This is a genomic window from Achromobacter sp. RW408 (genome assembly GCF_003184165.1).
Lineage (GTDB): Bacteria > Pseudomonadota > Gammaproteobacteria > Burkholderiales > Burkholderiaceae_B > Achromobacter > Achromobacter xylosoxidans.
This window is the reverse complement of sequence record NZ_QHHO01000049.1, coordinates 1,632,316-1,657,976: the sequence shown is the minus strand read 5'-3', so window position 1 is coordinate 1,657,976 and position 25,661 is coordinate 1,632,316. Positions and strand designations below refer to the sequence as shown.

23 protein-coding genes and 1 tRNA gene are annotated in these 25,661 nt (G+C 68.5%); 11 read left to right on the top strand and 13 right to left on the bottom strand.

From position 1 onward, the window contains the following. Positions 1-90: 90 nt before the first annotated feature. Positions 91-1,581 carry a methyl-accepting chemotaxis protein gene (locus DK459_RS27060; protein ID WP_054444305.1) on the bottom strand — a complete coding sequence of 497 codons (1,491 nt, stop codon included), beginning with the start codon at positions 1,579-1,581 and terminating at the stop codon, positions 91-93. A gap of 365 nt (positions 1,582-1,946) precedes the next feature. On the opposite strand from DK459_RS27060, the gene DK459_RS27055 reads away from it, so the two are divergent. Further along, entirely contained in the window at positions 1,947-2,912 is a 966-nt protein-coding gene (locus tag DK459_RS27055; RefSeq protein ID WP_024069917.1) for a tripartite tricarboxylate transporter substrate binding protein, read from the top strand. A gap of 150 nt (positions 2,913-3,062) precedes the next feature. After that, positions 3,063-3,680 (top strand): LysE family transporter, encoded by a 618-nt coding sequence (locus DK459_RS27050; protein ID WP_020928962.1) that lies wholly within the window; start codon positions 3,063-3,065, stop codon positions 3,678-3,680. Positions 3,681-3,806: 126 nt separating this feature from the next. Here DK459_RS27050 and DK459_RS30870 read toward each other — a convergent pair whose 3' ends face one another. From DK459_RS30870 to DK459_RS27040, 3 genes are all read right to left on the bottom strand, one after another. Beyond that, positions 3,807-3,959, bottom strand: coding sequence for a hypothetical protein (locus DK459_RS30870; RefSeq protein WP_006387662.1), 153 nt, complete (start codon positions 3,957-3,959; stop codon positions 3,807-3,809). 406 nt (positions 3,960-4,365) lie between these two features. Continuing rightward, on the bottom strand, positions 4,366-4,800 hold the full coding sequence (locus DK459_RS31060) for a DUF6196 family protein (protein ID WP_035183168.1): 435 nt from the start codon (positions 4,798-4,800) through the stop codon (positions 4,366-4,368). Positions 4,801-5,349: 549 nt separating this feature from the next. Beyond that, positions 5,350-5,425, bottom strand: a tRNA-His gene (locus tag DK459_RS27040). A 225-nt stretch (positions 5,426-5,650) separates the two neighbouring features. Between DK459_RS27040 and DK459_RS27035 the strand changes: the two genes are divergently transcribed. Next, positions 5,651-7,108, top strand: coding sequence for a phosphatidylserine/phosphatidylglycerophosphate/cardiolipin synthase family protein (locus tag DK459_RS27035; RefSeq protein ID WP_006387592.1), 1,458 nt, complete (start codon positions 5,651-5,653; stop codon positions 7,106-7,108). A gap of 78 nt (positions 7,109-7,186) precedes the next feature. On the opposite strand, the gene DK459_RS27030 is transcribed toward DK459_RS27035, so the two are convergent. Next, positions 7,187-7,615, bottom strand: a complete 429-nt coding sequence (locus DK459_RS27030) for a PaaI family thioesterase (RefSeq protein ID WP_006387591.1) — start codon at positions 7,613-7,615, stop codon at positions 7,187-7,189. Between the two features lie 170 nt (positions 7,616-7,785). Here DK459_RS27030 and DK459_RS27025 point away from each other — a divergent pair, with 170 nt between their 5' ends. From DK459_RS27025 to DK459_RS27015, 3 genes are all read left to right on the top strand, one after another. Next, complete coding sequence (locus DK459_RS27025; RefSeq protein WP_058665034.1) at positions 7,786-8,793, top strand: AraC family transcriptional regulator; 1,008 nt, start codon at positions 7,786-7,788, stop codon at positions 8,791-8,793. A gap of 72 nt (positions 8,794-8,865) precedes the next feature. Further along, the gene (locus DK459_RS27020) at positions 8,866-9,573 is read left to right on the top strand and encodes a fumarylacetoacetate hydrolase family protein (RefSeq protein ID WP_006387589.1); all 708 of its coding nucleotides are present in this window, start codon (positions 8,866-8,868) and stop codon (positions 9,571-9,573) included. 193 nt (positions 9,574-9,766) lie between these two features. After that, on the top strand, positions 9,767-10,639 hold the full coding sequence (locus DK459_RS27015) for an NAD(P)-dependent oxidoreductase (RefSeq protein WP_006387588.1): 873 nt from the start codon (positions 9,767-9,769) through the stop codon (positions 10,637-10,639). Positions 10,640-10,669: 30 nt separating this feature from the next. On the opposite strand, the gene DK459_RS27010 is transcribed toward DK459_RS27015, so the two are convergent. The 5 genes from DK459_RS27010 to DK459_RS26990 form a co-directional block, all read right to left on the bottom strand. Continuing rightward, the gene (locus tag DK459_RS27010) at positions 10,670-11,941 is read right to left on the bottom strand and encodes an MFS transporter (RefSeq protein ID WP_110135178.1); all 1,272 of its coding nucleotides are present in this window, start codon (positions 11,939-11,941) and stop codon (positions 10,670-10,672) included. 187 nt (positions 11,942-12,128) lie between these two features. Continuing rightward, positions 12,129-14,462: a TonB-dependent siderophore receptor gene (locus DK459_RS27005; protein ID WP_233256867.1), complete on the bottom strand. Its 2,334-nt coding sequence runs from the start codon at positions 14,460-14,462 to the stop codon at positions 12,129-12,131. A gap of 204 nt (positions 14,463-14,666) precedes the next feature. Next, the gene (locus DK459_RS27000; RefSeq protein WP_024069931.1) at positions 14,667-15,608 is read right to left on the bottom strand and encodes a FecR domain-containing protein; all 942 of its coding nucleotides are present in this window, start codon (positions 15,606-15,608) and stop codon (positions 14,667-14,669) included. Further along, positions 15,608-16,111, bottom strand: a complete 504-nt coding sequence (locus tag DK459_RS26995) for a sigma-70 family RNA polymerase sigma factor (RefSeq protein ID WP_006387585.1) — start codon at positions 16,109-16,111, stop codon at positions 15,608-15,610. Before DK459_RS26995 ends, DK459_RS27000 begins: the two co-directional genes overlap by 1 nt. A gap of 154 nt (positions 16,112-16,265) precedes the next feature. After that, positions 16,266-16,835 carry a helix-turn-helix domain-containing protein gene (locus tag DK459_RS26990; RefSeq protein ID WP_049054439.1) on the bottom strand — a complete coding sequence of 190 codons (570 nt, stop codon included), beginning with the start codon at positions 16,833-16,835 and terminating at the stop codon, positions 16,266-16,268. Between the two features lie 38 nt (positions 16,836-16,873). Here DK459_RS26990 and DK459_RS26985 point away from each other — a divergent pair, with 38 nt between their 5' ends. Beyond that, positions 16,874-17,755: a DMT family transporter gene (locus DK459_RS26985; protein ID WP_047991528.1), complete on the top strand. Its 882-nt coding sequence runs from the start codon at positions 16,874-16,876 to the stop codon at positions 17,753-17,755. A gap of 25 nt (positions 17,756-17,780) precedes the next feature. Here DK459_RS26985 and DK459_RS26980 read toward each other — a convergent pair whose 3' ends face one another. Continuing rightward, a complete protein-coding gene (locus DK459_RS26980) occupies positions 17,781-18,437 on the bottom strand; it encodes a GntR family transcriptional regulator (RefSeq protein WP_049054441.1) in 657 nt (218 codons plus the stop codon). Positions 18,438-18,652: 215 nt separating this feature from the next. On the opposite strand from DK459_RS26980, the gene DK459_RS26975 reads away from it, so the two are divergent. From DK459_RS26975 to DK459_RS26960, 4 genes are all read left to right on the top strand, one after another. Continuing rightward, entirely contained in the window at positions 18,653-19,627 is a 975-nt protein-coding gene (locus tag DK459_RS26975) for a tripartite tricarboxylate transporter substrate binding protein (RefSeq protein ID WP_024069934.1), read from the top strand. Between the two features lie 25 nt (positions 19,628-19,652). Next, on the top strand, positions 19,653-21,248 hold the full coding sequence (ggt, locus tag DK459_RS26970) for a gamma-glutamyltransferase (RefSeq protein WP_026383258.1): 1,596 nt from the start codon (positions 19,653-19,655) through the stop codon (positions 21,246-21,248). Positions 21,249-21,354: 106 nt separating this feature from the next. Beyond that, entirely contained in the window at positions 21,355-22,695 is a 1,341-nt protein-coding gene (locus DK459_RS26965; protein ID WP_054440952.1) for a trypsin-like peptidase domain-containing protein, read from the top strand. Positions 22,696-22,832: 137 nt separating this feature from the next. Beyond that, positions 22,833-24,095 carry an arsenic transporter gene (locus DK459_RS26960; RefSeq protein ID WP_110135176.1) on the top strand — a complete coding sequence of 421 codons (1,263 nt, stop codon included), beginning with the start codon at positions 22,833-22,835 and terminating at the stop codon, positions 24,093-24,095. 98 nt (positions 24,096-24,193) lie between these two features. Here the strand turns inward: DK459_RS26960 and DK459_RS26955 are convergent, their stop codons facing one another. Together DK459_RS26955 and DK459_RS26950 are read right to left on the bottom strand one after the other, a co-directional pair. Beyond that, positions 24,194-24,739: a thioredoxin family protein gene (locus DK459_RS26955; RefSeq protein ID WP_006387576.1), complete on the bottom strand. Its 546-nt coding sequence runs from the start codon at positions 24,737-24,739 to the stop codon at positions 24,194-24,196. A 93-nt stretch (positions 24,740-24,832) separates the two neighbouring features. Continuing rightward, positions 24,833-25,525 carry a cytochrome c biogenesis CcdA family protein gene (locus DK459_RS26950; protein ID WP_006387575.1) on the bottom strand — a complete coding sequence of 231 codons (693 nt, stop codon included), beginning with the start codon at positions 25,523-25,525 and terminating at the stop codon, positions 24,833-24,835. Positions 25,526-25,661: the final 136 nt, after the last annotated feature.

The following is a 25,661-nucleotide window of genomic DNA, read 5'->3' as shown; positions in this document are numbered from 1 at the left end:
CTCCGGTCATCGCACTGGCGACGACCGGAGGCCGCGCCGCGTCCGCGCATCAAAACGGCGCCAAGGCCCGCGCCCTTTCGGAACTTGGGGTCACGCGCCCGCCAGCGTCAACGCGGCGGATGGCGGCCGCGCGCCCGGCGCGGCCACGGCATCGGCCGATGGGTCGGCTTGCAGGCGGAACACTTCCACCGCCCGCAGCAAGGCCGCCGCCTGCGATTGCTGCGCGGTCGAGGCGCGAGCGGCCTGGGCCACCTCGGACGCGGTCTCGCGGACCAGCTCATCCATGTTGGACACCGCCAGGTTTACCGCGTCGATATCCGCGCTCTGGGTTTGTCCCGCCTCGCCGATCTGGCCGACGATGCGCGCCGCCTGGTCGATGCTGGACACCACCTCGCGGATCACCCCAGCCGCGTGATCGGCCTGGCGAAACCCCTCGCTGGTCTTGTGCAGGGAACCTTCGATCAACGTGCGAATGTCGCGCGCCGCGCTGGCGCTGCGCTGCGCCAGCGCCCGGACCTCGGTGGCCACCACCGCGAAGCCGCGCCCGCTCTCACCGGCGCGCGCCGCCTCCACCGCCGCGTTCAGCGCCAGGATATTGGTCTGGAACGCAATGCTGTCGATCAGGCCGATGATTTCCGAGATCTTTTTCGACTCCTGCTGGATTTCGCCCATCATGGTCGCCACGCCCGCCACGGCGGCGCTGCCCGCGTCGACGGTCTGGCGCGCCTGGTCGGTCAGTTGCCGCGCCTGCTGCGCGCGCGCGGCGTTGTCATGGACATTGGCCGCCAGGTCGCGCATCGACGCGGCGGTACGCGCCAGCGATTCGGCCTGCGTGCCCGCGTGCGCGTCGAGCTGCTGATTGCCCTGCATCATCTCGCTCAAGGCGACGGATAGCGACGTCGCGGTCGCCCGCACCTCGCTCATGGTCCGATGCACCGCGTCCATGGTGGTCTTGAAACTGCGGCCCAGGTCGCTGTGCATGCCCTGCCCGTCGAACCGCAGGTCGAACACGCCGGCTTCGCGCCCGATGTGCGCGCTGAGCCGGGCCAGTTCTTCGGCGGCGACGCCGGCCCGTTCCATCTTCCAGGCCAGCCACCCCAGCGCGGCGGCCTGCACCACCACGTAGGTGGCATGCAACAGCACCATGCCCAGGCTCGGCTCGGTAAAGCAGATGGTCCCGTATCCCCACTGCTGCAGGAAATTGAAGGACAGGTGATGCACCGCGATCACCAGCGCCGCACACAGGATGGTGCGCCAGTCGCGATACGCCAGCAGTAGCGAGAGCAGGACGAAGATGCCGAAGTGGATTTCGGTCATGCCGGACATCAGGTGGATGTGCAGCGCGGCCAGCACCATCAGTCCACAGGCGACGGCCAGGCGCGTGGCCAGGCGCCCGGGCAACCAGAGAATCAGCAACGAAGGAATGCCGGCGGCCAAGCCGCCGACGATGAGGGCGGCGGCCCAACGACCGTACTGCGGCGCCATGCACAGGCCAACGATGAACAGCAGCCAAAGCAGGGGCAACATCGCGCGGTCGGTCCGGCGGTACGAATCTTGCAACAAGCGGCTTGCGGTGCGCATGGGTCGGTCCTCGGGCACGGGAAGCGCGACGGTGCGTCGCGGGTGCGCCGACCCACGGATACGGGACAGCACACCAGCTCGATTTTGATAGATAAATTTCAGTTTGTGAATATTTATTCCATATTATTTTCTCGACCAGCGACAAGTCCCAGCACCCGGTCCAAGTCGCGGACAGGCGTCCGGCGCGCCCTGGACCGGACTGTCCTGCGCGAAAACCCTGACCCGCCCGACGCGTGGCAAGGCTGTTCCACAAATAGTTAACATGTTAAAAATAACGCGTTGGTCCGTAAGAGTTGGTCCGTATCACCTCGCCACAAGCAGCGTTCTTCCACGTTCGACAAGCACACAGAGACAACGAGGTTCCCATGCATCCCTACGCGAAGCGCCTGCTGGCGCTGGCCACCCTGTCGCTGGCCGCCACGGCCCAGGCCCAGTCCTGGCCCACCCAACCCATCCGCTGGATCGTGCCCTACCCTGCCGGCGGCGGCACCGATGTGCTGGCCCGCACGGTCGTCAGCGGCCTGGAGAAACCGCTGGGCCAGACGGTGGTGGTGGAGAATCGCCCCGGCGCCGCCACCATCGTGGGCGCCACCGCGATCGCCGAATCGGCGCCGTCGGGCTACGTGCTCGGCTCGGCCGACATCGCCACCCTCGCCTTCAACCCGGCGCTCTACAACAGCCTGACCTACGACCCGTCGAAATTCACCTACATCGGCGGGCTCGCCAGGTTTCCCATGATGCTGGCGGTGAACGCCGGCTCCGCCTACAAAACCCTGGACGATGTGCTGCAGGCGGCCAGGAAGCACCCCGGCAAATTGACGGCCTCTTCGGCCGGCACCGGTTCGCCGCACCATCTGGCGCTGGAGCTGTTCAAGCAGCGCACCGGCGCGGACATCCTGCACGTGCCCTACAAGGGCGCCGCGCCCGCCATCCAGGACCTGTTGGGCAATCAGGTGGACCTGATGTTCGTGGACCTCACCAGCGCCCTGCCCAACATCAAGGCAGGCAAGCTGCGCATCCTGGCCACCGCCACGCCGCAGCGGCTGAGGGATCTTCCCGACGTTCCGACCATGGCCGAACAGGGGGTCAAGGACTACACCGTCTATTCCTGGCAGGGCGTGGTCGGCCCGAAAGGCCTGCCCGAGGCGGTCACGAAGAAGCTGTCGGCCGAGTTGCAGGCCGCGATCAGAACGCCCGCCATGACGCAGAAGATGGCCGACATCGGCGTCCAGCCCATGCCGATGTCCGCGGAGGAATTCCGCGCCTATGCGGAGCAGGAGCGCCAGAACTGGGCGGAAGTGATCCGCAAGGCCGGCATCAAGCGGGAGTAACGCGACAGGACGGCCGCGACAGGACGGCCGGCGCGCAGCGCCGGCCCAAGCGAAGCGACTGCGCCCAGGCTTGAGCGAATGGATTGATTCCGACGGTTTCCGCCGACGCCAGCGGTTCTACAATACCGCTATCTTCTCGGGAGTCCTTCCATGCTCGGCGTCACCGACTATGGCGCATTCGTGCTCGCCTTCATCATGCTGTTGATCATCCCCGGCCCGGGCAACTTCGCTTTGCTCACCGCCACGGGCAAGGGCGGCATCAAGGCCGGACTGGCCGCCACCTGCGGCGTGATCCTGGGCGACCAGGTGTTGATGTGGCTCGCGGTGGCCGGCGTGTCGGCCCTGCTGGCGGCCTATCCCACCGCGTTCCATATCGTGCAGTGGGCGGGCGCCGCATACCTGGCCTGGCTCGGCCTGCAGATGATGCGCAGCAAACCCGGCGCCCCGCCGCGTCCGAGCCGCATGGACAACGGCCACTACCTGCGCCAGACCGCGATGATCACCTTGCTCAACCCCAAGGCGATCATGTTCTACATGGCGTTCTTCCCGCTGTTCATCGACCCGGTCAGGCACCAGGGCCTGGTGACCTTCGCCTTCATGGCGGTCACGGTGGCGGCGCTGACCTTCCTGTATGGGTTGGTCGCGGTGCTGCTGACGCACCATCTGGCGCAACGCATGCGCGCCAACCCGCGCGTGGCCAATCTGCTGGAACGGCTGGCGGGAGTGTTCCTGCTGGGATTTGCGGTGAAGCTGGCGGCGATACGGTAACAATGTGCCGGGCCATGCCCGCAAAAAAGGGCGCCCTGCCATGAACCGCTTTCCGCGAAAGTCGGACAGGGATCCAACCTCTCGGGGGCAGTTCAGGCATGGGCGCCCTTTCGCCGGAGCTGAAGATCAGCAGTTGCCCTTCTTGGCCTGTCCCGGCGGACAGAAGCCGCCGCCGCCACCGCCACGGTGAGGATCGACGATCACGGCGCCGTCCGGGGTATATACGGCGCACCCGCCGAGCAAGGAGGCGAGCAGGGCCAGGCTACAGAGAATTTTCATATCAAAGACACCGAGTCAAAAGTGCGCCCAGTGTATTTCGGCGGCCCGAAACAAGGCTCTAGCGGCGGTTACCAGTCGTATATCGCGCCGTGGACGTATTCGGGGAACAGGCGGGAACGACGGCAATGGCCTTCCCGGCCGCTTGCCACGAGGGTCGGAGTCAGGGCGATGCCCGCGCGATGACGAGACGGGCTTTCACGCCGCCTACGCGGGTTCGAACCCCGCGTCCCGCTCCATCAAAGACTGTTGGCGTCACTGCGATAGACCCCCAATACAACGGCATCGACGTGGATGATGGGGAGACGTTCAGCGACACGATCAACGGAGACATTGACCCCGCGATTGCAGCCCAGCAGGACAAAGGCGGTGAGTGATGCGCCACTACCCGCCGCGTCCGCGCCGATGGCTAGCGCCCCTCAACCAGCCGCTGAACCTCATTAAACACTTCTGCCGCGAGCGTCTTCGGCACACCCCAGTAGTCGAATATCCCACCATCCGACTGATTCTGGCCGCACGTGACAAATACCCCGGTGCCAAACCGATTCTTGAAATGCGTGGCTAGCCACCCTACGAAGCCGCTATTGTCGGCACCCGGAGGGAAATGGAATCGAAATAACCCGAACTGTTCGTCGTGCGTCCCGTCACTGGGCACAAGCTGACTCCACACGTCGTCATCTCGCACCAGAGCAAGTGCATCTGCGCGGACAGCGCTGGGAAATCTATCCAACGGAAATTCAACGAACGCGTATGTGCCCGGATATATGCGTAGTCGTGCCTTAGTGATGACCTGGCGTAGACGTCGCTCAGTTTGCTCAAAGGTCTCGCGGGAGATATTAACCATAGCTGTCCATGACTTCATGGTTGGTGGCCGATCGAGGCTCTGGTTTACCACGAGCACGACACAGTTCTACGGGAATCCCCTACCAACGTGTCAGCACCCAAATTGACCGTCCCTCGCCAAATCTGGTGCGCGCCATCCTGGCCGGCAACAAGACGCAGACGCGGCGGGTCGTGAAGCCCTGGCGCCACGTGCCCCTACGGCCAGCCCGGTGGCCGCCTGTGGGTGCGCGAGACGTGGAGCAGCGATTTCGCCGGTTTACCCGCATGATCGCGTCTGGTACGCCTCCGACGGCGACCGGCGCCATGACGTCGGCGGCGACTCTTGTGGCACGGTTCGCCAGGGCAAAATGTGACCGTCTTGGTGGGCCGGCATGAGAACCGGGAAACCCACGCAACCCCGCCGCCACCGGGCGGGTGTACGACCGCCAGCACGTGGTCAAGATTAAGGGCAGCGCCTGACGCATGCCACCAATGCCGGATCCTGCCACCATCCGGAAATGAAAAAAGGCACCCCGCTTACGCGTAAGTGCCTGATTTCATTTGAATTCGGTGGGGTGGCTGATGGGACTCGAACCCACGACAACCGGAATCACAATCCGGGACTCTACCAACTGAGCTACAGCCACCACATTTTTCTTGCGCTGACACCAAACCGCTGCACCAAATTGCTGACACCAGAAATTTCGTGTTCAACTGCAAAGAGGCCGAATTCTAGCATGTTTTTTTCGGCGGTGTAAAACGCCCCGCGGTCCTGCCGCCTCGGCCTCGTCCGCCCCCTCTTGCCACGCCTGCCCGCCTTGCTATCCTTGGCGCTCGAATCACCCTCTGGAGGCCTGCGTCGCGCCGTTGCCATGGATCGCATACATGAATTATTGACCGCTTACTGGCCGCACATGGTGTTCGGCATCAGCGTGGTGGCGGGCACGGGCGCGGCGGTGCATGCCGCCATGACCAAGCAGGACGTACGCTCGGCCATCGGCTGGGTCGGGTTGGCGCTGTTCTCGCCCTTGTTCGGGGCGGCGGCCTATTTCGTGGCGGGGATCAACCGGATCCGCAAAACGCGGCTGTCGCAACAGCGCGATGAAGCCATGCTGGTGGACGCGGCGCTGGTGGAGACGCCCAGCGTGGACGTGGCGCCGATCTCGGGGCCACAGTTCGCGTCGCTGAAGGTGCTGGGCGACCAGGTCAGCCGCTTCCGGCTGCTGGGCGGCAACGCGGTGCGGCCGCTGGCCGGCGGCGATGAGGCCTATCCGGCGATGCTGCAGGCGATCCGCGAGGCGCGCCACGCGGTGGCGATGCAGAGCTACATCTTCGACAACGACGCGATCGGCCGCGAGATGGCGCAGGCGCTGATCGAGGCGCACGGGCGCGGGGTGCAGGTGCGGGTGCTGATCGATGCGATCGGCGCCAAGTATTCGCGGCCGCCGATCGTGCGGATGCTGGCGCGCGGCGGCGTGCCGGTGGCGCGGTTCATGACCAATCCGCTGGGCGTGCTGCGCATGCCGTATGCCAATCTGCGCAGCCACCGCAAGGTGCTGGTGGTGGATGGCCGCATCGGTTTCACCGGCGGCATGAACGTGCGGGCGGCGTTCGTGACGGCGCTGTCGGGCGCGGCCACCAATGTCGATACGCATTTCCGGGTGGAAGGCCCGATCGTGACGCAGTTGATGTCGGTGTTTGCGCACGACTGGAATTTCACGACGCACGAGTCGCTGCCGGCGCGGCCGTGGTTCGACCCGCACGCCCAGCCGGTGCATGGGGTGGTGCCGATGCGCTGCGTGCCGTCGGGTCCCGACCGCGCCATGGGCAGCGCGCACAGCATCATCCTGGGCGCGCTGGCGGTGGCGCAGCGCCACGTGCGGATCCAGTCGCCCTATTTCCTGCCGGACCAGCCGCTGATCGGCGCGCTGGCGACGGCGGCGCGGCGCGGGGTGACGGTGGATATCGTGATTCCGGGCAAGAACAATCTGCGGCTGGTCGACTATGCCATGACGGCGCAGCTGGACCAGGTGGTGCGCACCGGCTGCCGGGTGTGGCGCTCGCGCGGAGCGTTCGACCATTCCAAGCTGATGACGGTGGATGACGGCTGGGCCTATGTCGGGTCGTCCAACCTGGACCCGCGCAGCCTGCGGCTGAATTTCGAGCTGGATACGGAGATCTACGACCCGCAGGTGGCATGCTGGATCGGCGCCCGCATCGATGCGCTGGTGGCCGACGCGCGCCGGCAGACGCTCGATGAATTGCAGCAGGCGCCGTTCGCCAAGCGGCTGCGCAACAAGGTGATCTGGCTGGCCACGCCCTACCTCTGAGCCCGGCGGCGCCGGCATGCGGGAAAATCGGCGGCCGCTGGCCGCCGGTTGCGTTTGGCGGCTTCGCCGCCCGCCGCATCAACCGTCCGAGGTCGGCACCGCGGCCTGGCGCACGGCGAAGACGGCGCTGGCCTTGAGCACCAGGCGTTCGTCCACCTTCAGATGGCAGGTGGCGTAGATCAGGCGCTTGCCGCGCTTGTCGATGGTGACGTGGGCTTCGAGCCAGTCGCCGGGCATGACGGCGTTGAGGTATTCGACCGACATCTGCGCGGTGACGACCGAGGCCTGGCATTGATGGGCGATGACGTATCCGAGGGCGCTGTCGGCCAGGGTGGCGAGCAGGCCGCCGTGGGCCATGCCGTGCATGTTGCCGTGGGCCGCGCCGATGCGCATGGCCAGCACGTCGTCGGCCGCGCGCCGGTAGAAGCCGCCCAGGTCCGCCAGGTGGCGCATGAACTGGCTGCTGGGTTGCCACGGCGCGAAGCCGGCGGGGATGGTGTCTGTCATGGGATGGTAAGTGTCTGCTGCGCAATGCCCCACGGTAGCGCAAAGCGGACGGCGCGCGCCAGCGCCGGCCGGTGGCGACCGGTGAGCGGACAATTTCGGCGGCGGCTGGCGCGGCCGTCGCGCCGGCGCTACATTCTGCCCATGCAATCGTCCGTTTCTCCGCCCCACGCATGAACCGCATCAAGACCTACGGCATGGCCGAGCGCGCGGATTATTTCGACTTCGATATCCGGGCGCAGCAGGTGCGCGAGCCGCTGGAGCAGCCGCACCGGCACGAGTATTTCCAGATCCAGGTGAACCTGGAGGGCGACACGCGCCAGACCATCAGCGGCACCACGCGGCCGTTTCCGCGCGGCGGGCTGAGCTTCGTGCTGCCGTACCGGGTGCACCTGGTGCCGCATCCGCCCGGCGCGCGCTACGTCATCATCAATTTCGCGCAGCGCTTCCTGTGGCCGGAGCTGGCGGTGGACGCGCTGGACCTGGAGGACGTGCCGGTGTCGCAGGCGCCGGCGCTGGCGCCGTTCCTGTTCCAGGAATACCTGGATTTCGAGCTGGACGCGCAGGGGCTGGCCGAGGCCGAGACGCTGATCGCCCGGCTGATGGCGGAGAACCGGCGGCGCGGCTTCGGTTCGTCGACGGCGATCCGCGGGCTGCTGCTGCAGCTGATCGGGCTGGTGTGCGCACGCTACGAGGCCGATCTGCTGCACCTGGCGCGCCATCACGCTGGCAGCAGCCGGCGCGAGAGCGTGCGACGGGTGCTGGCGCACATCGGCGCGCATCTGGCCGAGAACCTGACGCTGAACGACGCGGCGGCGGCGGCATTCCTGTCGCCCAATTACCTGGCGCACCTGCTCAAGAAAGAGACCGGCAAGACCTTCACCGAGCTGGTGGCCGAGCGCCGCATGGCGCTGGCGCGCGATCTGCTGGCGCATACGGCGCGTGGCGTGGCGCAGGTGGCGCATGCCGCGGGATTCGCGGACGAGGCGTATTTCTCGCGCCGCTTCCGGCAGCTGGAAGGCGTCAGCCCGACCGGCTACCGCGAGCGCCTGCGCGGCGACGGCGCGCGGACGCCGCCGAAGGTCGCGCAGGAGGCCGGGCAAAAGACGGGGCGAAAGACCGCGCAAACAGGACGGCAGGACACGCCGCGAAATGCGCGGAATCGTCCACGGATTGCGTAATCGTCTCCAGGCGGCGCGGGCGGCGCGGACCTAATCTGGCCGTGACCCCTCGCAACCTTCAGGAGACCCGCGATGACCCAATCCGCCCAGACCCCGTTTGCCGTGCCGCAGACCACCGTGCCGATCGCCGGCGGCGACCTGCGCTTTCCGGTGCGCCGCATCTACTGCATCGGCCGCAACTATGCCGCGCACGCCATCGAGATGGGTTCGGACCCCAGCCGCGAAGCGCCGTTCTTTTTCCAGAAGCCGACGGACGCGATCCAGGTGGTGCTTCCGGACACGGTGGCCGATCACCCCTACCCGCCGCTGACCCAGAACTACCACTACGAGGTGGAACTGGTGGCGGCCTTGTCGCAAGGCGGCCGCGACATCCCCGTGGAACGGGCGCTCGACTGCGTCTACGGCTACGCGTTGGGGCTGGACATGACGCGGCGCGACCTGCAGCGCGGCATGGGCGACCAGAAGAAGCCGTGGGAAATCGGCAAGAGTTTCGACCACGCGGCGCCGATCGGCCCGATCCATCCGGTGAGCCAGACGGGACACTACAAGGAAGGCAGCATCTGGCTGGCGGTCAATGGCGAGCGCAAGCAACAGGCGACGCTGTCGCACATGATCTGGTCGGTGGCCGAGCAGATCGCGCGGCTGTCGCAGGCTTTCGAGCTGTTCCCGGGCGACCTGATCTATTCGGGCACGCCGGAGAACGTGGGGCCGGTGGTGCGCGGCGACGTGATCGTGGCGCACGTGGACGGCCTGCCGGAGTTGAGCATCCGCATCGTCTGAGGCGCGGCGCGGGCTGCCTTGGCCGCCGTCCCCGGCGCCAGGCTGGTCTTGGCGCCTGGCCGCCCGGCATGCGGCGGGGCGCCGCAAGGCGGGGAGCGCCGGGCGCCATCGCGCTGCGTCGGCCGGCCGCGCGTGGATCTGAGAGTAAGATTTAAGCCATAACAAACAGCCCATGTGGCAGGAGCAGTGGAAGATGGCAAAAATCGGTATGGTGGGCATCGGCCTGATGGGCCATGGCATCGCAAGCAATCTGGTCAAGCACGGTCACACGCTGACGGTGCTGGAGCATCCGGGCAACCAGCCGCTGGACGCGTTGAAGGCGGCGGGCGCCACCAGTTGCGCCGACGGCGCGACGCTGGCGGCGCAGTCGGACGTGATCATCCTGTGCGTCACGGGCAGCCCGCAGGTCGAGGCGGTGCTGCTGTCGCCGGGCGGCGTGCTGGAAGGGCTGCGCCCGGGCACGGTGATCATCGACTGCTCGACCGCCATTCCCTCGTCCACCGTCAAGGTGGCCGAGGCGGTCACCGAGAAAGGCGGCCGTTTCCTCGACGCCCCCATGACGCGCACGCCGAAGGAAGCCGCAGAAGGCCGCCTGAACCTGCTGGTGGGCGGCGACAAGGCCTTGTTCGAGGAATGCAAGCCGATCCTGGCATGCTTTGCCGAGAACATCGCGCATGCCGGTCCGGTGGGCGCGGGCCATCGCATGAAGCTGCTGCACAACTATGTGTCGCTGGGCGCGATCGCGCTGCTGTCGGAAGCGGCCGCGTGCGCGCTGCGCGCCGACATCGATCCGGCGGTGTTCGCCGAGGTGCTGACCAAGGGCGGCGGCGGCGGCGTGGCGCTGGAGCGCCTCAAGCCCTACCTGCTGGAGCAGGACCCATCGTCGCTGCGCTTTTTCATGTCGAACGCGCAGAAGGACCTTTCGTACTACAACACCATGGCGGCCGAGACCGGCGCGGTGCGCGAGATCGGCGCCGCGGTGCTGCACACCTATGACCAGGCGGTCAACCAGGGCGGCGGCGAACGCTACGTGCCCGAACTGGTGTCGCTGCTCAAGGACCGTTAAGGGACCGTTGAGCCTGACGGCGGCGCGGGTTCAGCGCCCGCCCGCCGCCATCGCCGGCTCGGCGCGCAAGGCGCCGCGCCGCGGCAGTTGCAGGGAAATGGCGGCGGCCAGCAGCAGCAAGGCGCCGGCCGCGCCGAACGCCACCCAGTGGGTATGGAAGGTCTCGAAGGCCCAGCCACCCAGCCATGAACTGATCATGCCGCCGACCTGGTGGCCCAGGTAGGTCAGCCCGTACAGCACGCCCACCAGGCGCACGCCGTAGACGTCGGCCAGGATGGCGGACGACAGCGCGATGCTGCCGGCCCAGACCACGCCGCCGATGGTGGCGGCGGCATACAGTTCCCAGTGCGCCCCGACCATGACCAACGCGAAGAACCCCAGCCCGCGCACCAGGTAGATGACGGCCAGGATGTTGCGGCGCTCGACCTGGTCGGACATGCGTCCCAGCACCAGGGTGCTGAAGATCGCCACCAGGCCGATCAGGCCGATGCCCAGCGAGCTGGTGGTGGCGTCGAAACCATGGTCCATCAGCATGGGCATGCCATGCGTGCCCAGCAGGTTCATGCTGAAGCCACAGGCGAACAGGCCCAGCGCCACCTGCCAGAACGGCAGCGTGCGCACGGCGTCGCCAACGCGCAGGTCGGGTGCCTTGGCGGCGGGCCTGGCGCCGGCTTTCCTTTCGACGATCTGGTGGGGCAGCAGGTCGGTGTGTTCGGGCGCCTGGTCGCGCATGACGAACAGCGCCACCGGCACGGTCAAGAGCGCGAACAGGACCGCGAAGGCCAGCAGGGTTTCCTGCCAGCCCACGGCGCCGATGGCGAAGGTGAGCGTGGGGGTCATCAGCGCGATGCCGGCCATGGAGCCGGTGGACAGGAAGAACAGCGCCATGCCGCGCTGGCGCGTGAACCAGCGGCTGATGACGGGGGTCAGCGCCACCGGGCTGGTGAAGGCCAGCCCGATCGACAGGGCCACGCCGAACGCCAGCAGGAATTCGATGGGGCCGCGCGCGAACACGGTCCAGATCGACGAGGCCACCACGATGGCGGTGCCGGTGAGCAGCACGAAGCGGGTGCCGCGGGTGCTGACCAGGTAGCCGGCCAGCGGCATGCCCAGGCCGTAGCACAGCATGCCGACCGCGACGATGCCCGACAGCAGGCTGCGCGAGAAACCCAGGCCGTCCGCCATGGGCAGGAAGAACGGCCCGATACCCATGCGCAGCCCCACCGTGAGCAGGGTCAGTACGGTGGCGGCGCCGACGATGTTCCAGCCGAAATACCAGCCGCCCGATGCTTGCTTGTCCACTTGCCTCTCTCCTTGTGTTCTTGTCGCGCCGGGGCGCTTCGGTACACGGGCATCGGAGATGCGAGGAGACGGAAGCCGACCGCCGGACGCGCCATATTACTCCCGGCTATATGCGGGTGGCGGGGCAACGGTGAAATCCTGTCCGGTGAGCGGCCAGGCGCCGCGCGGCTGGCGGCGCCTGCAAGCGTTACCAGCGGTAGCGCGCCGTCATCATCAGCGTGCGCTCGGCGCCGCGATAGCACTCGCCCATGTAGCAGATCGAGTAGTAGTCGCGGTTGAACAGGTTGGTGGCATTGAGCGCCAGGCGCCACGGGCCTTTCTCGTAGTGGACAACGGCGTCGGCGAGCGCCACGCCCGGTTCGCTGCTGGTGTTGTGCTCGTCGTTCTGGCGCCGGCCGATGTAGCGCACGCCGCCGCCCACGCCCAGGCCTTCGGCCAGGGTGTAGTCCAGCCACAAAGCCGCCGTCTGCTTGGGCACGCCCATGGGGATCTTGCCGACTTCCTGCGGATCGCCGCTGTTGCGCACGGTCATGTCGAGCCAGGTGTACGAGGCCGCCAGGTTCAGGCCGCGCGCCAGCTCGCCCTTGGCCTCGAACTCGATGCCGCGGGCGCGTTGCTTGCCGATCTGGCGCTGTTCGTTGGTGATGGGGTTGAAGCTGACGATGTTGGTCTTGTTCAGGTCGAACACGGCCACGGTGTACAGGCTGCGCGACCCCGCCGGCTGGTACTTGACGCCGACCTCGACCTGCTTGCCGCGGCTGGGCTTGAAGGGGTTGCCGTCGCCATCCACGCCGCTGCTGGGCAGGAACGATTCCGAATAGCTGATGTAGGGCGCCACGCCGTTGTCGGCCACGTAGGTCAGGCCGGCGCGGCCGCTGAAGGCGTTGTCGCGGACCTGAGCATGGGTGCCCGCGAGGCGGTTGTCGGTGGTGGAGGTGACGCGGTCCTGGCGCCCGCCCAGGGTCACGATCCAGTGGTCATCCACCTTGATCTGGTCCTGCAGGTAGAGGCCGGCCTGGCGGATGGTCTGGCGGTAGTTGGCGAGCGGCTGGGTTGGGGTGGGAATCGGCACGCCATAGACCGGATTGAGCAGGTCCAGGCCGGGCGCGGGGCCGATAAAGCGGTTGGCCTTGGCGTGCTGGTCGTTCCAGTCGACGCCGAACAGCACCGTGTGTTCGGCGCCGGCCAGCCGCAGCTTGCCCAGCATCTGCGTATCCAGCACGGACTGGCTCATCGGATCGTCCCAGGTGCGGGCCACGCGGGTGATGGCGGTGACGTCTTCGTTGATCTCGTCGGTCCAGACCGCACGCCGGTCGAGCGACAGATGGCTGTAGCGGAAATTCTGGCGGAAGGTCCAGGCGTCGTTGAAGCGATGCTCGAACTGGTAGCCGATCGAGGCCTGCTCGCGCTTGATGCGGCTAAAGCCCGGATCGCCCATCTTGACGTCGGTGAGCTTGTAGTCCTTGGCGAAGTAGTACGGATCTTCCCCGGACTTGTCCTTGATGTATTCGCCCAGCAGCGTCAGCGAGGTGGCGGCGCTGGGCTGCCAGCGCAGAGACGGCGCCAGGTACAGGCGCTTGCGGTTGATCTTGTCGCCGTTGGGGTATTTGTCCTGGTCATCGCTGTCCAGCCCCACGCCCACCAGGCGGTAGCTGAGCGCGTCGCCGGGGCCGAACGCATCGCCCAGGTCGAACGCCAGCCGCTTGCGCTCGAAGCTACCGTACTGCACCTCGACTTCGCGGATGCGGTCGCCGCTGGGCAACTTGCTGACGCGGTTGAGCAGGCCGCCGGCATCGCTCTGGCCGAAGGTCATCGACGATGGGCCGCGCAGCACCTCGATGCGCTCCAGGCCATAGGGCTCGGTGGAGTAGTAGGTGACGCCGGCCGGATTCTGCGCCAGGCCGTCGCGCATGGTGACGTTGTAGGTCATGAAGCCGCGCAGGCTGATGTATTCCCAGCCGCGGTTGTCGGGACCGTAGGTGTTGACGGACACGCCCGGGGTGTACTGGATGGCGTCCATCACGTCGAGGGCGCCGCGCGCCTCCATTTCCTCGCGGCCGATCACCGAGACCGATTGCGGCACCTCCAGGATCGGGGTGTCGGTCTTGGTGGCGGTGGCGGTGCGGCTGGCGGCATAGCCCGGCACCGGACCGAAGGCGGTTTCGCCGGTGACGGTCACGGCATCCAGGGTGGCGACGCCGGCGGCGGGCAGCGCGCGCAGCACGTAATTGCCGCCGCCGCGATGGCGCGCCTCCAGCCCGCTGCCGGCCAGCAGGCGGGCCAGGCCGGCCTCGACGCCATAGGCGCCGCGGATGCCGGCGGACTGGCGCCCGCGGGTCTGGTCGGCGTTGAACGACAGGGTGATGTCGGCGGCCGCGGCGTAGCGGCTGAGCACCACGTCCAGCGGCCCGGCGGCGATGTCGTAGCTGCGCGCCGCGGACGCGGCCTGGGCCTGCGCCACGGAGGCCAGCGGTCCAGCGGATGCCGCGGCGCAGACGGCGGCGGCGACCAGCGCCGGCAACAGGCGCGGCCTGGCCCGGATGGGCGGGCGCGCGGCCGCAGGTCGACGAAGGTGGGAAGCGAAACGGGGAACGGCGGCTTGCGGCTTGCGGGACACGATGGCTCTCATGAACGGGACTCGGGAAGCCGCCAGGTCCTGACCACGGCGGCCTTCCGTGGTAGGCCGGATGAGAATGAAAAAGAGCAACCCCCGCGACGAAAAAAATCAACGCGGGACGACGCGCACCCAATAACGGGTGCGGGTGCGCAGGGCCACCGGCAGCGATGCGGCGATGTTCTCCAGCACCGCGTCGGTATCGGCCAGGCGGAAGGCGCCCGACAGCCGCAGGTGCGCCACCGCGGGATCGCAGCTCAGGCTGCCCTGGCGATAGCGCGCCAGCTCGGCGATGAAGTCGCCCAGCGGCTGGTCGATGGCGACCAGCCGGCCGTCGACCCAATCCGCCAGACCCACCGTCACCGGTGCGGGCGCGGCGGCGGCGCGGGCCGTCAGAAGGCTCAGCTGGCCGGCCTCCAGGCGCCGCGATGGCGCCGCCGGATCGGCCGGTTGCAGCAGCACCGCATCCTGGAATACCGCGACGCGCGTGCCTCCGGCCTCGCGCCGCACACTGTAGCGGGTGCCGAGCGCGCGCGCGCCGCCGTCCTCGGTCCAGACCTCGAACGGCCGCTGGCCGGCGGGGTCGGGCGCGGTCTGCACCAGCACTTCGCCCTGATGCAGGCGCAGCAGGCGGCGTTCAGGGCCATAGTCGATATCGACGGCGGAAGCGGTGTTCAGGTACAGAGTGCCACCGTCGGGCAGCGTGACGGTGCGACGCTCGCCGATGGCGGTGCGCAGCCCCGCGGCCAGGACGCGCCAGGGCGGCGTGGCGATCCAGCCGAAGGCGGCGCCGCCGCCCGCCAGCAGGGCCAGCGCCAGCAAGCGGCGGCGCTGCTGGCGGCGGGCGCCGCGCAGGGTGGGCAACAGCAGATCGCCGGGCACGCTGCCAAGCTGTTCCTGCAAGGCCAGCATCCGCGCCCATGCCTGGCGGTGGCGCACGTCGGCATCCAGCCAGCGGCGCCAGGCGAGGCGGGCGGGATCGTCGGCATCGGCCTCGCGCAAGGCCACATACCACTGCGCGGCGGCCTCGAGCAGTTCAGCCGCGGGCCGCATCAGTCGGCGGCCAGCAACAGGCACTGCGTCAACGCGCGCACCATGTGCTTCTTGACGGTGGTAACGGACACGCCCAGCCGCGAGCCCACTTGCGCATAGGTCAATTCCTCGAACTGCGCCAGCAGGAATATCTCGCGGGTGCGCGGGCCGAGTTGGTCCAGCATGCGGTCGATGGCCAGCACGGTTTCCAGCAGAATGGCGCGGGTTTCGGGCGAGATGGCGACCGGCTCGGGCCGCGCCGCCAGGGTTTCAAGGTAGGCCCGCTCGATGGCCTGGCGGCGGTAGGCATCGGTGACGAGGCCGCGGGCGATGGTGGCGAGATACTCGCGCGGACGCAGGATCGCGTCGACATTGCGGTTGGCGAGTACGCGCAGGAAGGTGTCCTGGGCCAGGTCGGCGGCGCTGTCGCCATTGCCGAGCTTGCGGCGCAACATGCCGACCAGCCATGAGTGATGGTCGCAGTACAGCGCTTCGAGGGTAGGAGCGGGAACCAGGTCGGACATGGGACGCACTTGACGCCCATGCAACCGAGCGACTCAGGAATGAATATTATTCTCGATTCTAGCCGACCGTTGCGCCGCCGTGGCGCAAGAAAAACCGGGCCGTTGCGGCGAACCGACGTCCCCGGGTGGCGCCCCCTCCCCCGCCGGCGCGGACCTACCGCAACACATTGCGCACGAAGCGCAGGGGGGCGTCGGCGTCATTGCGATAGGAATACGGCTGCGCGCTGCTATAGATGGCGAAGTCGTTGGCCTGGACCTGCTGCACGACGTCCGACAGTTCCAGTTGCAGCGTGCCTTCGATGACGTAGATCATCTCGTGCCAACCTTCGGGATCGGGTTCGGCCACGTAGGTTTCGCCCGGCGCCAGCGTCCAGAGCCAGAGTTGCGCTTCGCAACTGGCGGGCGCCGCGCCCAGCAGCATGGCCTGGCTGCCCGGCCGCTTGCCGCGCCAGGCGCGGGCCTCGATGCGGCGCCGTTCGCGCGCCGGGTCGCTGACCAGGTCGACGAACCCAACCTCCAGCGCCTGCGCCAGCTTGTCCAGGCTCGACAGGCTGATATTGGAGTTGCCCGCTTCCAGGCCGGCGATCATGCGGCGGCTGATGCCGGAAGCCTCGGCCAACGCTCCCTGGCTCAGGCCGGCGGCCTTGCGCAACCGTTTTAGATTGGCCCCCACGTGGGTGAGGACATCGCTGTCCGAATTGGTAATGTGCAGTATATTGCTCAAATCTGTAACACCCGAAGTCCGCCGTGAAATCCGAATCGATGTTTGCCTTGTCGCGCCAGGAAATCGCCCTGGTGCTGGTCACCATGCTGTGGGGAAGCACTTTCCTCGTTATCCATATCGCCATGCAGCATAGCGGACCGCTGTTCTTCGTGGGAGTGCGGTTCACCCTGGCGGGAGTCGTGTCGATGCTGCTGTTCCGCCGGCACATGGCACGGCTGACGCGGCGCGAAGCGGGCGCGGGCGTGGCGATCGGCTGCGCGCTGTTCCTCGGTTATTACCTGCAGACCCTCGGCCTGCGCACCATCACCAGCAGCCAGTCGGCCTTCATCACCGCGCTGTACGTGCCGATCGTGCCGCTGCTGCAATGGGCGGTGCTCAAGCGCCCGCCCGGACTGATGAGCTGGGTCGGGGTGGCGCTGGCGTTCACCGGGCTGGTGCTGCTGGCCGGTCCGGAGGCCGGCGCGCTGCATTTCAGCGCGGGCGAACTGGCCACGCTGGCGGGCGCGGCGGCGATTGCGGCCGAGATCATCCTGATCGGCCATTTCGCCAGCTCGGTGGACAGCCGCCGCGTCACGGCGGTGCAGCTGCTGACGGCCGGGCTGGTGTCGTTCGCGCTGATGCCGGCGCTGGGCGAGGCGGTGCCGGAATTTTCATGGCTGTGGGCCGGCGGGGCGATCGGACTTGGCCTGGCCAGCGCGGTGATCCAGCTGACGATGAATTGGGCGCAGAAGTCGGTGTCGCCCACGCGCGCCACGGTGATCTACGCCGGCGAGCCGGTGTGGGGCGGCATCGTCGGCCGGCTGGCCGGGGAGCGCCTGCCCGGCCTGGCGCTGGTGGGCGCGGCGTTGATCGTGGCGGGCGTGCTGGCCAGCGAGGTGAAATTCAAGCGCCGCGGCAAGCCGGCGCCGGGCAGGACCTGAACGGCGCGGCGCGGGCGGACAGCCGTCAGCCGCCCTGCTCCAGGAACGCCTGCAACGCCGGCACGGTGTTCAGCACATGCTGGCGCATTGCGGCTTCGCAGCGATCGGGGTCGCCGGTGAGCAGCGCGTCTATCAGCTCCTGGTGCGATTCGCGCACCCGCAACACGCGGCCGGGCTGGGCGGCCCACAGGCGCATGTAGGGCTCGACCACCGAGTGCAGTTCGGAGATCTGCCGCAACAGGCGCGGCTGCTGGCAGAAACTACAGAGGTATTCGTGGAAGTCGCGGTGGGCGCTGGTCCAGTCCAGGTAGTCGCCCAGGCCCTGCTCCAACTGGTCGAGCATGCCGGACAGGCGGCGGACGTGCTCGGCGCTCATGTGGCGCACGGCATTGCGCACGGCCAGCCCTTCGAGCACGGAGCGCATTTCGAAGACTTCGCGCATTTCCTGCTGGTTCAGGCCGCGCACCACGGCGCCGCGGTTGGCGCGGATCTCGACCAGGCCTTCGGACGCCAGGCGGCGCAGCGCGCCGCGCACCGGCATGCGGCTGGTGCCGATTTCGCTGGCGATGACCTCGGGCACCAGGCGGTGGCCGGGCGGATAGTTGCCCAGCCGGATTTCGCGCTGCAGGTGCAGGTAGGCCTCTTCTTCGGCGCTGACGGCTGTCTTCTGATACTGCAGCATCCTCGTCCCCGGGTTTTCAAAGCCGCCATGATAGATAAACGCAAAAATAACACAAATTGGATCCAGTGATCCATGGATGCAAATACCTATGTTCGGATCGCCATGGCTCGCGTCAAATCCGTGACTGGCGCGCCGGCCGTGCGCGCCCGCCGGGGACCGCAACGGGCGACAGACCCGCCTGGCGCTCACCGATACAACGCATTCAAGGGGAATCCATGCCTTTCCGTCTCATCCGCGCCCTGGCGGGCGCCGCCGCGCTGGCCTTCGCCGCCCAGGCCGGCGCCCAGGCCACCGACTGGCCGCAGCATCCGGTGCGCATCGTGGTGCCGTTCCAGGCCGGCTCGGCCACCGACCTGATTTCGCGCCAGCTGGGCGCGGCGCTGTCGACCGAACTGGGCCAGCCTTTCGTGGTGGAGGCCCGCCCGGGCGCCGCCGCCGCGATCGGCAGCGCCTCGGTGGCGCGCTCGGCGGCCGACGGCTACACACTGCTGATGGGCGGCCCGGCCGCCATCGTCACCAACCGCTTCCTGCAGAAGCGCCTGGCCTACGATCCGGACAAGTTCGAGCTGGTGTCGATGGTGGCCTACACGCCCAACATCCTGCTGGCCAATCCGCAGCAGCCGTTCAAGACCCTGCCCGAGATGATCGCGTATGCCCGCGCCAATCCGGGCAAGTTGACCTACGCCTCGTTCGGCACCGGCACCACCTCGCACATGGCGGGGGAAATGCTCAAGTCGGTGGCCGGCATCGACATCCTGCACGTGCCCTACAAGGGCGCCGGCGAAGCCATTCCGGCGCTGCTGAGCGGCCAGGTCTCGATGTACTTCGACACCATCATGACCGGCCTGCCGCAGGTCAAGAGCGGCGCGCTGCTGGCGCTGGGCATGTCCAATTCGCAGCGCTCGTCGCTGGCGCCGGACATCCCGACCATCGCCGAGCAGGGCTACGCCGGCTACGACATCGCGCCGTGGTACGGGCTGGTGGCGCCGGAAGGCACGCCCGCGCCGATCCTGGACAAGCTCAACCGCGCCGTCAACAAGGTGCTTGCGGATCCCGCGTTGCGCGGTAAGCTGGCCGAAGCCGGCGCCGAGCCGCGTGGCGGCAGCCGCGAGGAATTCGCCGCCTTCATCAAGGCCGAGATCCCGCGCACCAAGCAGTTGATCGACCAGGCCGGCATCACCCCGCAGTAATTTCCCACAGAGTCTCCACGCCATCATGTCCTCCCCCTTCGATTGGTCTTTTCCGTACGCTTCCCGAAAAATGCCGGTGCTGGCCGCCAACGCGGTGGCAACCAGCCAGCCGCTGGCGGCCCAGGCCGGGCTGCGCATGCTGCTGGCGGGCGGCAATGCCGTGGACAGCGCCATCGCCACCGCCATCGCGCTGACCGTGGTCGAACCCGTGATGAACGGCATTGGCGGCGACATGTTCGCGCTGGTGTGGCACGAAGGGCGGTTGCATGGCCTGAACTCCAGCGGCTGCGCGCCGGCGGCATGGACGCCGGAGTATTTCGCCGGCCGCGACGCCATGCCTGGCACCGGCTGGGGCACGGTGACCGTGCCCGGCCAGGTGGCGGGCTGGAAGGCGCTGTCCGAACGCTTCGGCAAGCTGCCCTTCGCCAAGCTGTTCGAACCGGCAATCGCCTATGCCGAGGAAGGCTTCGCGGTCAGCCCGACGATTGCGCGCCAATGGGCCACGCAGGCGCCCAAGCTGGCGCAGGAACCGGGCTTTGCCGAGGCGTTCCTGCCGCAAGGCCGGGCGCCGCAGGCGGGCGAATGGTGGCGCTTTCCGGCGCAGGCGCGCACCTTGCGCGACATCGCCGAAAGCGGGGGCGACAGCTTCTACCGCGGCGCGCTGGCCGGCAGGATCGTCGACTTCGCGGCGCGCACCGGCGGCGCCCTGGGCGCGGCCGACCTGGCCGAACACCGCCCCGAGTGGGTGACGCCGATCTCGCAGTCGTTCCGCGGCTACGAACTGCATGAAATCCCGCCCAACGGCCAGGGCATCTCGGCGCTGATGGCGCTGGGCATGCTGGAGCAGTTCGACCTGGAAGCGATGGGCCGCGACAGCGCCGATTACTACCACGTCAGCATCGAGGCCATGAAGCTGGCTTTTGCCGACCTGCATCACCACGTGGCCGATCCGCGCCACATGCGCACCGACGCCCGCGCCCTGCTCGATCGCGCCTACCTGGCCGAGCGCGCGCGCCTGATCTCGATGGACCGCGCCGCCGTGCCAGTGGCCGGCACGCCCGCCAGCGGCGGCACGGTCTACCTGACCGCCGCCGACGCGGGCGGCACCATGGTGTCGTTCATCCAATCCAACTACCACGGCTTCGGTTCCGGAGTGGTGGTGCCGGACACCGGCATCAGCCTGCACAACCGCGGCCTGAACTTCGTGCTGACGCCGGGCCACGCCAACCAGGTGGCGCCGCGCAAGAAGCCCATGCACACCATCATCCCGGCCTTCGTCACCCGCGGCGGCGAGCCGGTGATGTCGTTCGGCGTGATGGGCGGGTCGATGCAGGCGCAAGGCCATCTGCAGATGGTGACGCGCCTGGCGGCCTTCGGCCAGAACCCGCAGGCCATGAGCGATGCGCCGCGTTTCCGGGTCGAGAAGGGGCCGGTGGTGAACGTCGAAGCGCACCTGCCCGCCGACGTGGTCGAGGCGCTGCGCCAGCGCGGCCACAACGTGGCGGTGGCGCCCGCCGACAGCCTGGAATTCGGCTCGGCGCAACTGATCTGCCGGCTGCCGCAGGGCGGCTACGTGGCTGCGTCCGATTCGCGCCGCGACGGCCAGGCGGTCGGCTTCTAGGGCTGGCGGGCACGGCGGCGGAACACGCCGCCGGAAAGGGGCTTGATCGGTCATATGGACGACGCGGGGCGCGGCGATACTGCGGCGCAGACTCACCAAGGCCCCTATGAACCGCATCCTGTCCGCCGCGGCGCTGGCCGCCGCCCTGGCGACCTCGCTCACCGCCCCGTCCCGCGCGCTGGCCGCGCTGCCCATGGCCGTGGACGGCCAGCCCCTGCCCTCGCTGGCGCCCATGCTCGAACGCGTGACGCCAGCGGTGGTCAACATTTCCGCCCAGGGCGATGGCGCGCCGGCGTCGGCCTTCGGCCAGGCCGGTGGCGGCGGGCGCCAGAGCATCGGCTCGGGCGTGATCGTCGACGCGGCCCAGGGCAATATCCTGACCAATCACCACGTGGTGCGCGGCGCCACGTCCATCCGCGTGTCGTTGCAGGACGGCCGCAGCTTCACCGCCACCGTGGTCGGCAGCGATCCGGACACCGACCTGGCGGTGCTGCGCATTCCGCCCGACAAGCTGCAGGCCCTGACGCTGTCCGACTCGAGCGACCTGCGGGTGGGCGATTTCGTGGTCGCCATCGGCGATCCCTACGGCCTGGGCCAGTCGGCCTCGTCCGGCATCGTATCGGCGCTGGAACGCTCCAGCCTGCGCGCGGCCGGCTACCAGAACTTCATCCAGACCGACGCCTCCATCAACCCGGGCAACTCGGGCGGCGCGCTGGTCAACCTGAACGGCGAACTGGTCGGCATCAATACCATGATCTACACGCCATCGGGCGGCAATGTCGGCATCGGCTTCGCGATTCCGTCGAACCTGGCGGGCGAGGTCATGCGCCAGTTGCTGCAGCACGGCCAGGTGCAGCGCGGCGGCCTGGGGCTGGACACCATCGACATCACGCCGCGCAACGCGCGCCAATTGGGCATGGCGCCCAACGCCACCGGCGTGGTGGTGGCGCGGGTGGCGGACGGTTCACCGGCGCAACAGGCCGGCGTGCAGGCGCGCGACCTGGTCGTGGCGCTGGACGGCAAGCCGATCGGCACCAGCGCCCAGCTGCGCAATGCCGAGGGCCTGCTGCCGGTGGGCAAGCAGGTGCGGCTGACGCTGTCGCGCGGCGGCCAGCGCTCGGAGGTGACGCTGCGCATCGAGCCGGAGCGCAACGAGCGGCTGCACGGCGGTTCGCTGGATGCGCGCCTGAATGGCGTGGAGTTCACCGAGATCGGCCGCGCGCAGCGCCTGAAGGGCAACGATGGCGTGGCGGTCAGCGCCACTTATCCCGAGCGCGGGCCGGTGGCGGCGCGGATGCAGCGCGGCGACATCGTCATCGGCGTCAACCAGCGCCCGGTGAGCCGGCTGGCCGACCTGCGCGGCCTGCTGAGCGGCGCGGCGCCGGGGCAACCGCTACTGCTGACGCTGGTGCGCGGACAGGCGATGTACACACTGCAGGTCAACTAGGCTAGGGCCTGCTCGCATCACGAGGCCCCCCCGGGATCGGCGCGGGGCATGAGCAGTGCGGAAGCAGCGGGCCGCCCCGCCCGCGCGGCCGCGAGACGGGCGATAATGCCCAGCTTCCCGCCACGCGACCACCATTCATGCCAGCCTCCTACGCCTCCCTCGCCCTCTGGGGCATTTCCGCCCTGGCGATCGTCGGCATCCTGCTGCGCCCCTGGAAGTTGCCCGAATACGTCTGGGCCGGCGGCGCCGCCCTGCTGCTGACGGCGACCGGGCTGATCCCCTGGCAGGCAGCGCTGGGCGCGGTCGGCAAGGGGCTGGACGTCTACCTGTTCCTGATCGGCATGATGGTGCTGGCCGAGCTGGCGCGCCAGCAGGGGCTGTTCGACTGGCTGGCGATGGTGGCGGCGCGCCATGCGCGCGGGTCGGCGCGGCGGCTGTTCGACCTGGTGTTCCTGGTGGGCATCCTGGTCACCGTATTCCTGTCGAACGACGCCACCGCCGTGGTGCTGACGCCGGCGGTGTACGCCGCGGCGCGGGCCGCCGGCGCGCGGCCGCTGCCGTATCTGTTCATCTGCGCCTTCATCGCCAACGCCGCCAGCTTCGTGCTGCCAATCTCCAATCCCGCCAACCTGGTGGTGTACGGCAGCCAGATGCCGCCGCTGCTGGACTGGCTGCAGCGCTTCACGCTGCCGTCGCTGGCGGCCATCGGCCTGACCTACCTGGCGCTGCGCTACAGCCAGCGCGAGGCGCTGCGCCAGCCATTGCGGGCGGACATCGTGCCGCAGCCGCTGGGCAGCGGCGCGCGCCTGACCGGCATCGGCATCCTGCTGACCGCGCTGGTGCTGATGGCGGCCTCGGCATTGCATGCCGACCTGGGGTTGCCCACCTTCATTGCCGGCCTGGCCACCGCCGGTTTCATCCACCTGCGGCAGCGGCTCAATCCGCTGCCGGTGCTGCGCCACGTGGCCTGGGGCGTGCTGCCGATGGTGGCCGGCCTGTTCGTGCTGGTCGAGGGCCTGGCGCTCAGCGGCGCCATCGACGCCCTGGCGCGGGCGCTACTGCGGCTGGCGAGCGACTCGGCCGGCGGCGCGCTATGGGGCGCCGGCATCGTCGCGGCGCTGGCCAGCAACGTCATCAATAACCTGCCGGCCGGACTGATCGCCGGGTCGGTCGGCCAGATCGCCGACCTGCCGGCGCAGACCGCCGGCGCCTTGCTGATCGGCGTGGACCTGGGCCCCAACCTGTCGATCACCGGTTCGCTGGCGACGCTGCTGTGGCTGATCGCGGTGCGGCGCGAGGGCCAGCACGTGGGCGCGCTGCGCTTCCTGAAGCTGGGCGCCTGGGTGATGCCGCCGGCGCTGCTGGGCGCGCTGCTGATGCTGGCGCTGGCCGGCGGCTGAACCGCCGCGGGGCCGGCACAGGACGCGCCAGCGAGCCATCGCACGCGTCTCAATGGCGCCCGCAACGGCATTCGCGACGGCGGCCCGGTGCGCGGGACTCAGGACTGGGGCTGGGCCAGCAGGCGCTGGATCTCGGCCTCGGTCTCGGCGTAGCGCCCCTCGCCAAAATGGCGATAGACGATGTTGCCCCCCTTGTCGATCAGGTAGAACGCCGGCCAGTACTGGTTGCGGTAGGCGTCCCAGGTCTTGTAGTCGTTGTCCTGCGCCACCGGGTATTCGATGCCGAAGCGCTTGATGGCGTCCGCCACATTCTTCGTTGTGCGCTCGAAAGGGAATTCCGGCGTGTGCACGCCCACCACCACCAGGCCCTGGTCCTTGTACTTCTGGTGCCACTGCTTCACGTACGGCAGCGTGTTGATGCAGTTGATGCAGGTGTAGGTCCAGAAATCCACCAGCACCACCTTGCCTCGCAGGCTGGCCAGGGTGCGCGGCTCGCTGTTGAGCCAGGTCTGGATGCCGGTGAATTCCGGCGCGGGAACCGGCGCCGGGGCGGCGGCATGCGCCGCGGTCCCCAGCAACAGGCCAGCCACGGCGAGCTTGACGGAAACGAGGGCCCGGCGGGCGGAAAGGCGGATGGATGGCATGGTGCGCTCCTTCAGGTCACGGAAAATCGGGTTGCGGAAAGTCGGGTTGAAAAAAAAACAGGTCGCGGAAAAACGGACAGGAAAAAAAGCAGGTCACGCGAACAGGCGGCTGATCCAGGCATAGGCCAGCACGTCGTACTGGAAATGGATGGCGATGGCCGACGCCACCAGCAACACGCCGAAGGCGCGCTGCAGGCGCACGGCGTGGCGGGCGATGGCGCCGACCCGGCGGGCCGCGAAGCCGCCGCCGTAGGCAATGACCAGCATCGGGATGCCGGCGCCCAGCCCGTAGACCAGCAACAGCAGGCTGGAATGGGCCAGGTCCTGGGCGCGCGCCGCCAGGATCAGGATCGATGCCAGCACCGGCCCGGCGCAGGGCGTCCAGACCGCGCCCAGCGACATGCCCAGCAGGAAGCCGCCGGCATTGCCCGAACCGCCCCGGGCGCCCAGGCCGATCACACCCTGCAGCGGGCCGCTCAGCCGCGCCGCCAGCCAGTCGTACGGCCGCGGCCAGATGCGCGCCAGGCCGAACAGCGCCAGCGCCGCCACGGACACCGAGCGCACCGCCTCATGGGCCGATTCCACCGCGCCCGACAGCAGGCTGAGCGCGATACCCAGCCCGGAGAACGCCAGCACGAAGCCCAGCACGATGCACAGCGGCCGCAGGCGCCCGGCGCGCTCGACCGCGCTACCCAGCAGGATCGGCAGCAGCGGCAATACGCAGGGTGAGGCTACCGTCAGCATGCCGGCGGCCAGGGCGAGCGGGGTGTCGATGAGGGTGGTCATGGCGGGCGGTCCGTTTCAGTCTCGATGACCGCATTGGACGCGCGGCGGGTATCCGCCCTGTGCCGGAAAACGGGGTTTTTGCGCGGCTTTTGTATCGTGTCCGGCCGCGCATACACTACGACACACTTCGCGCCGC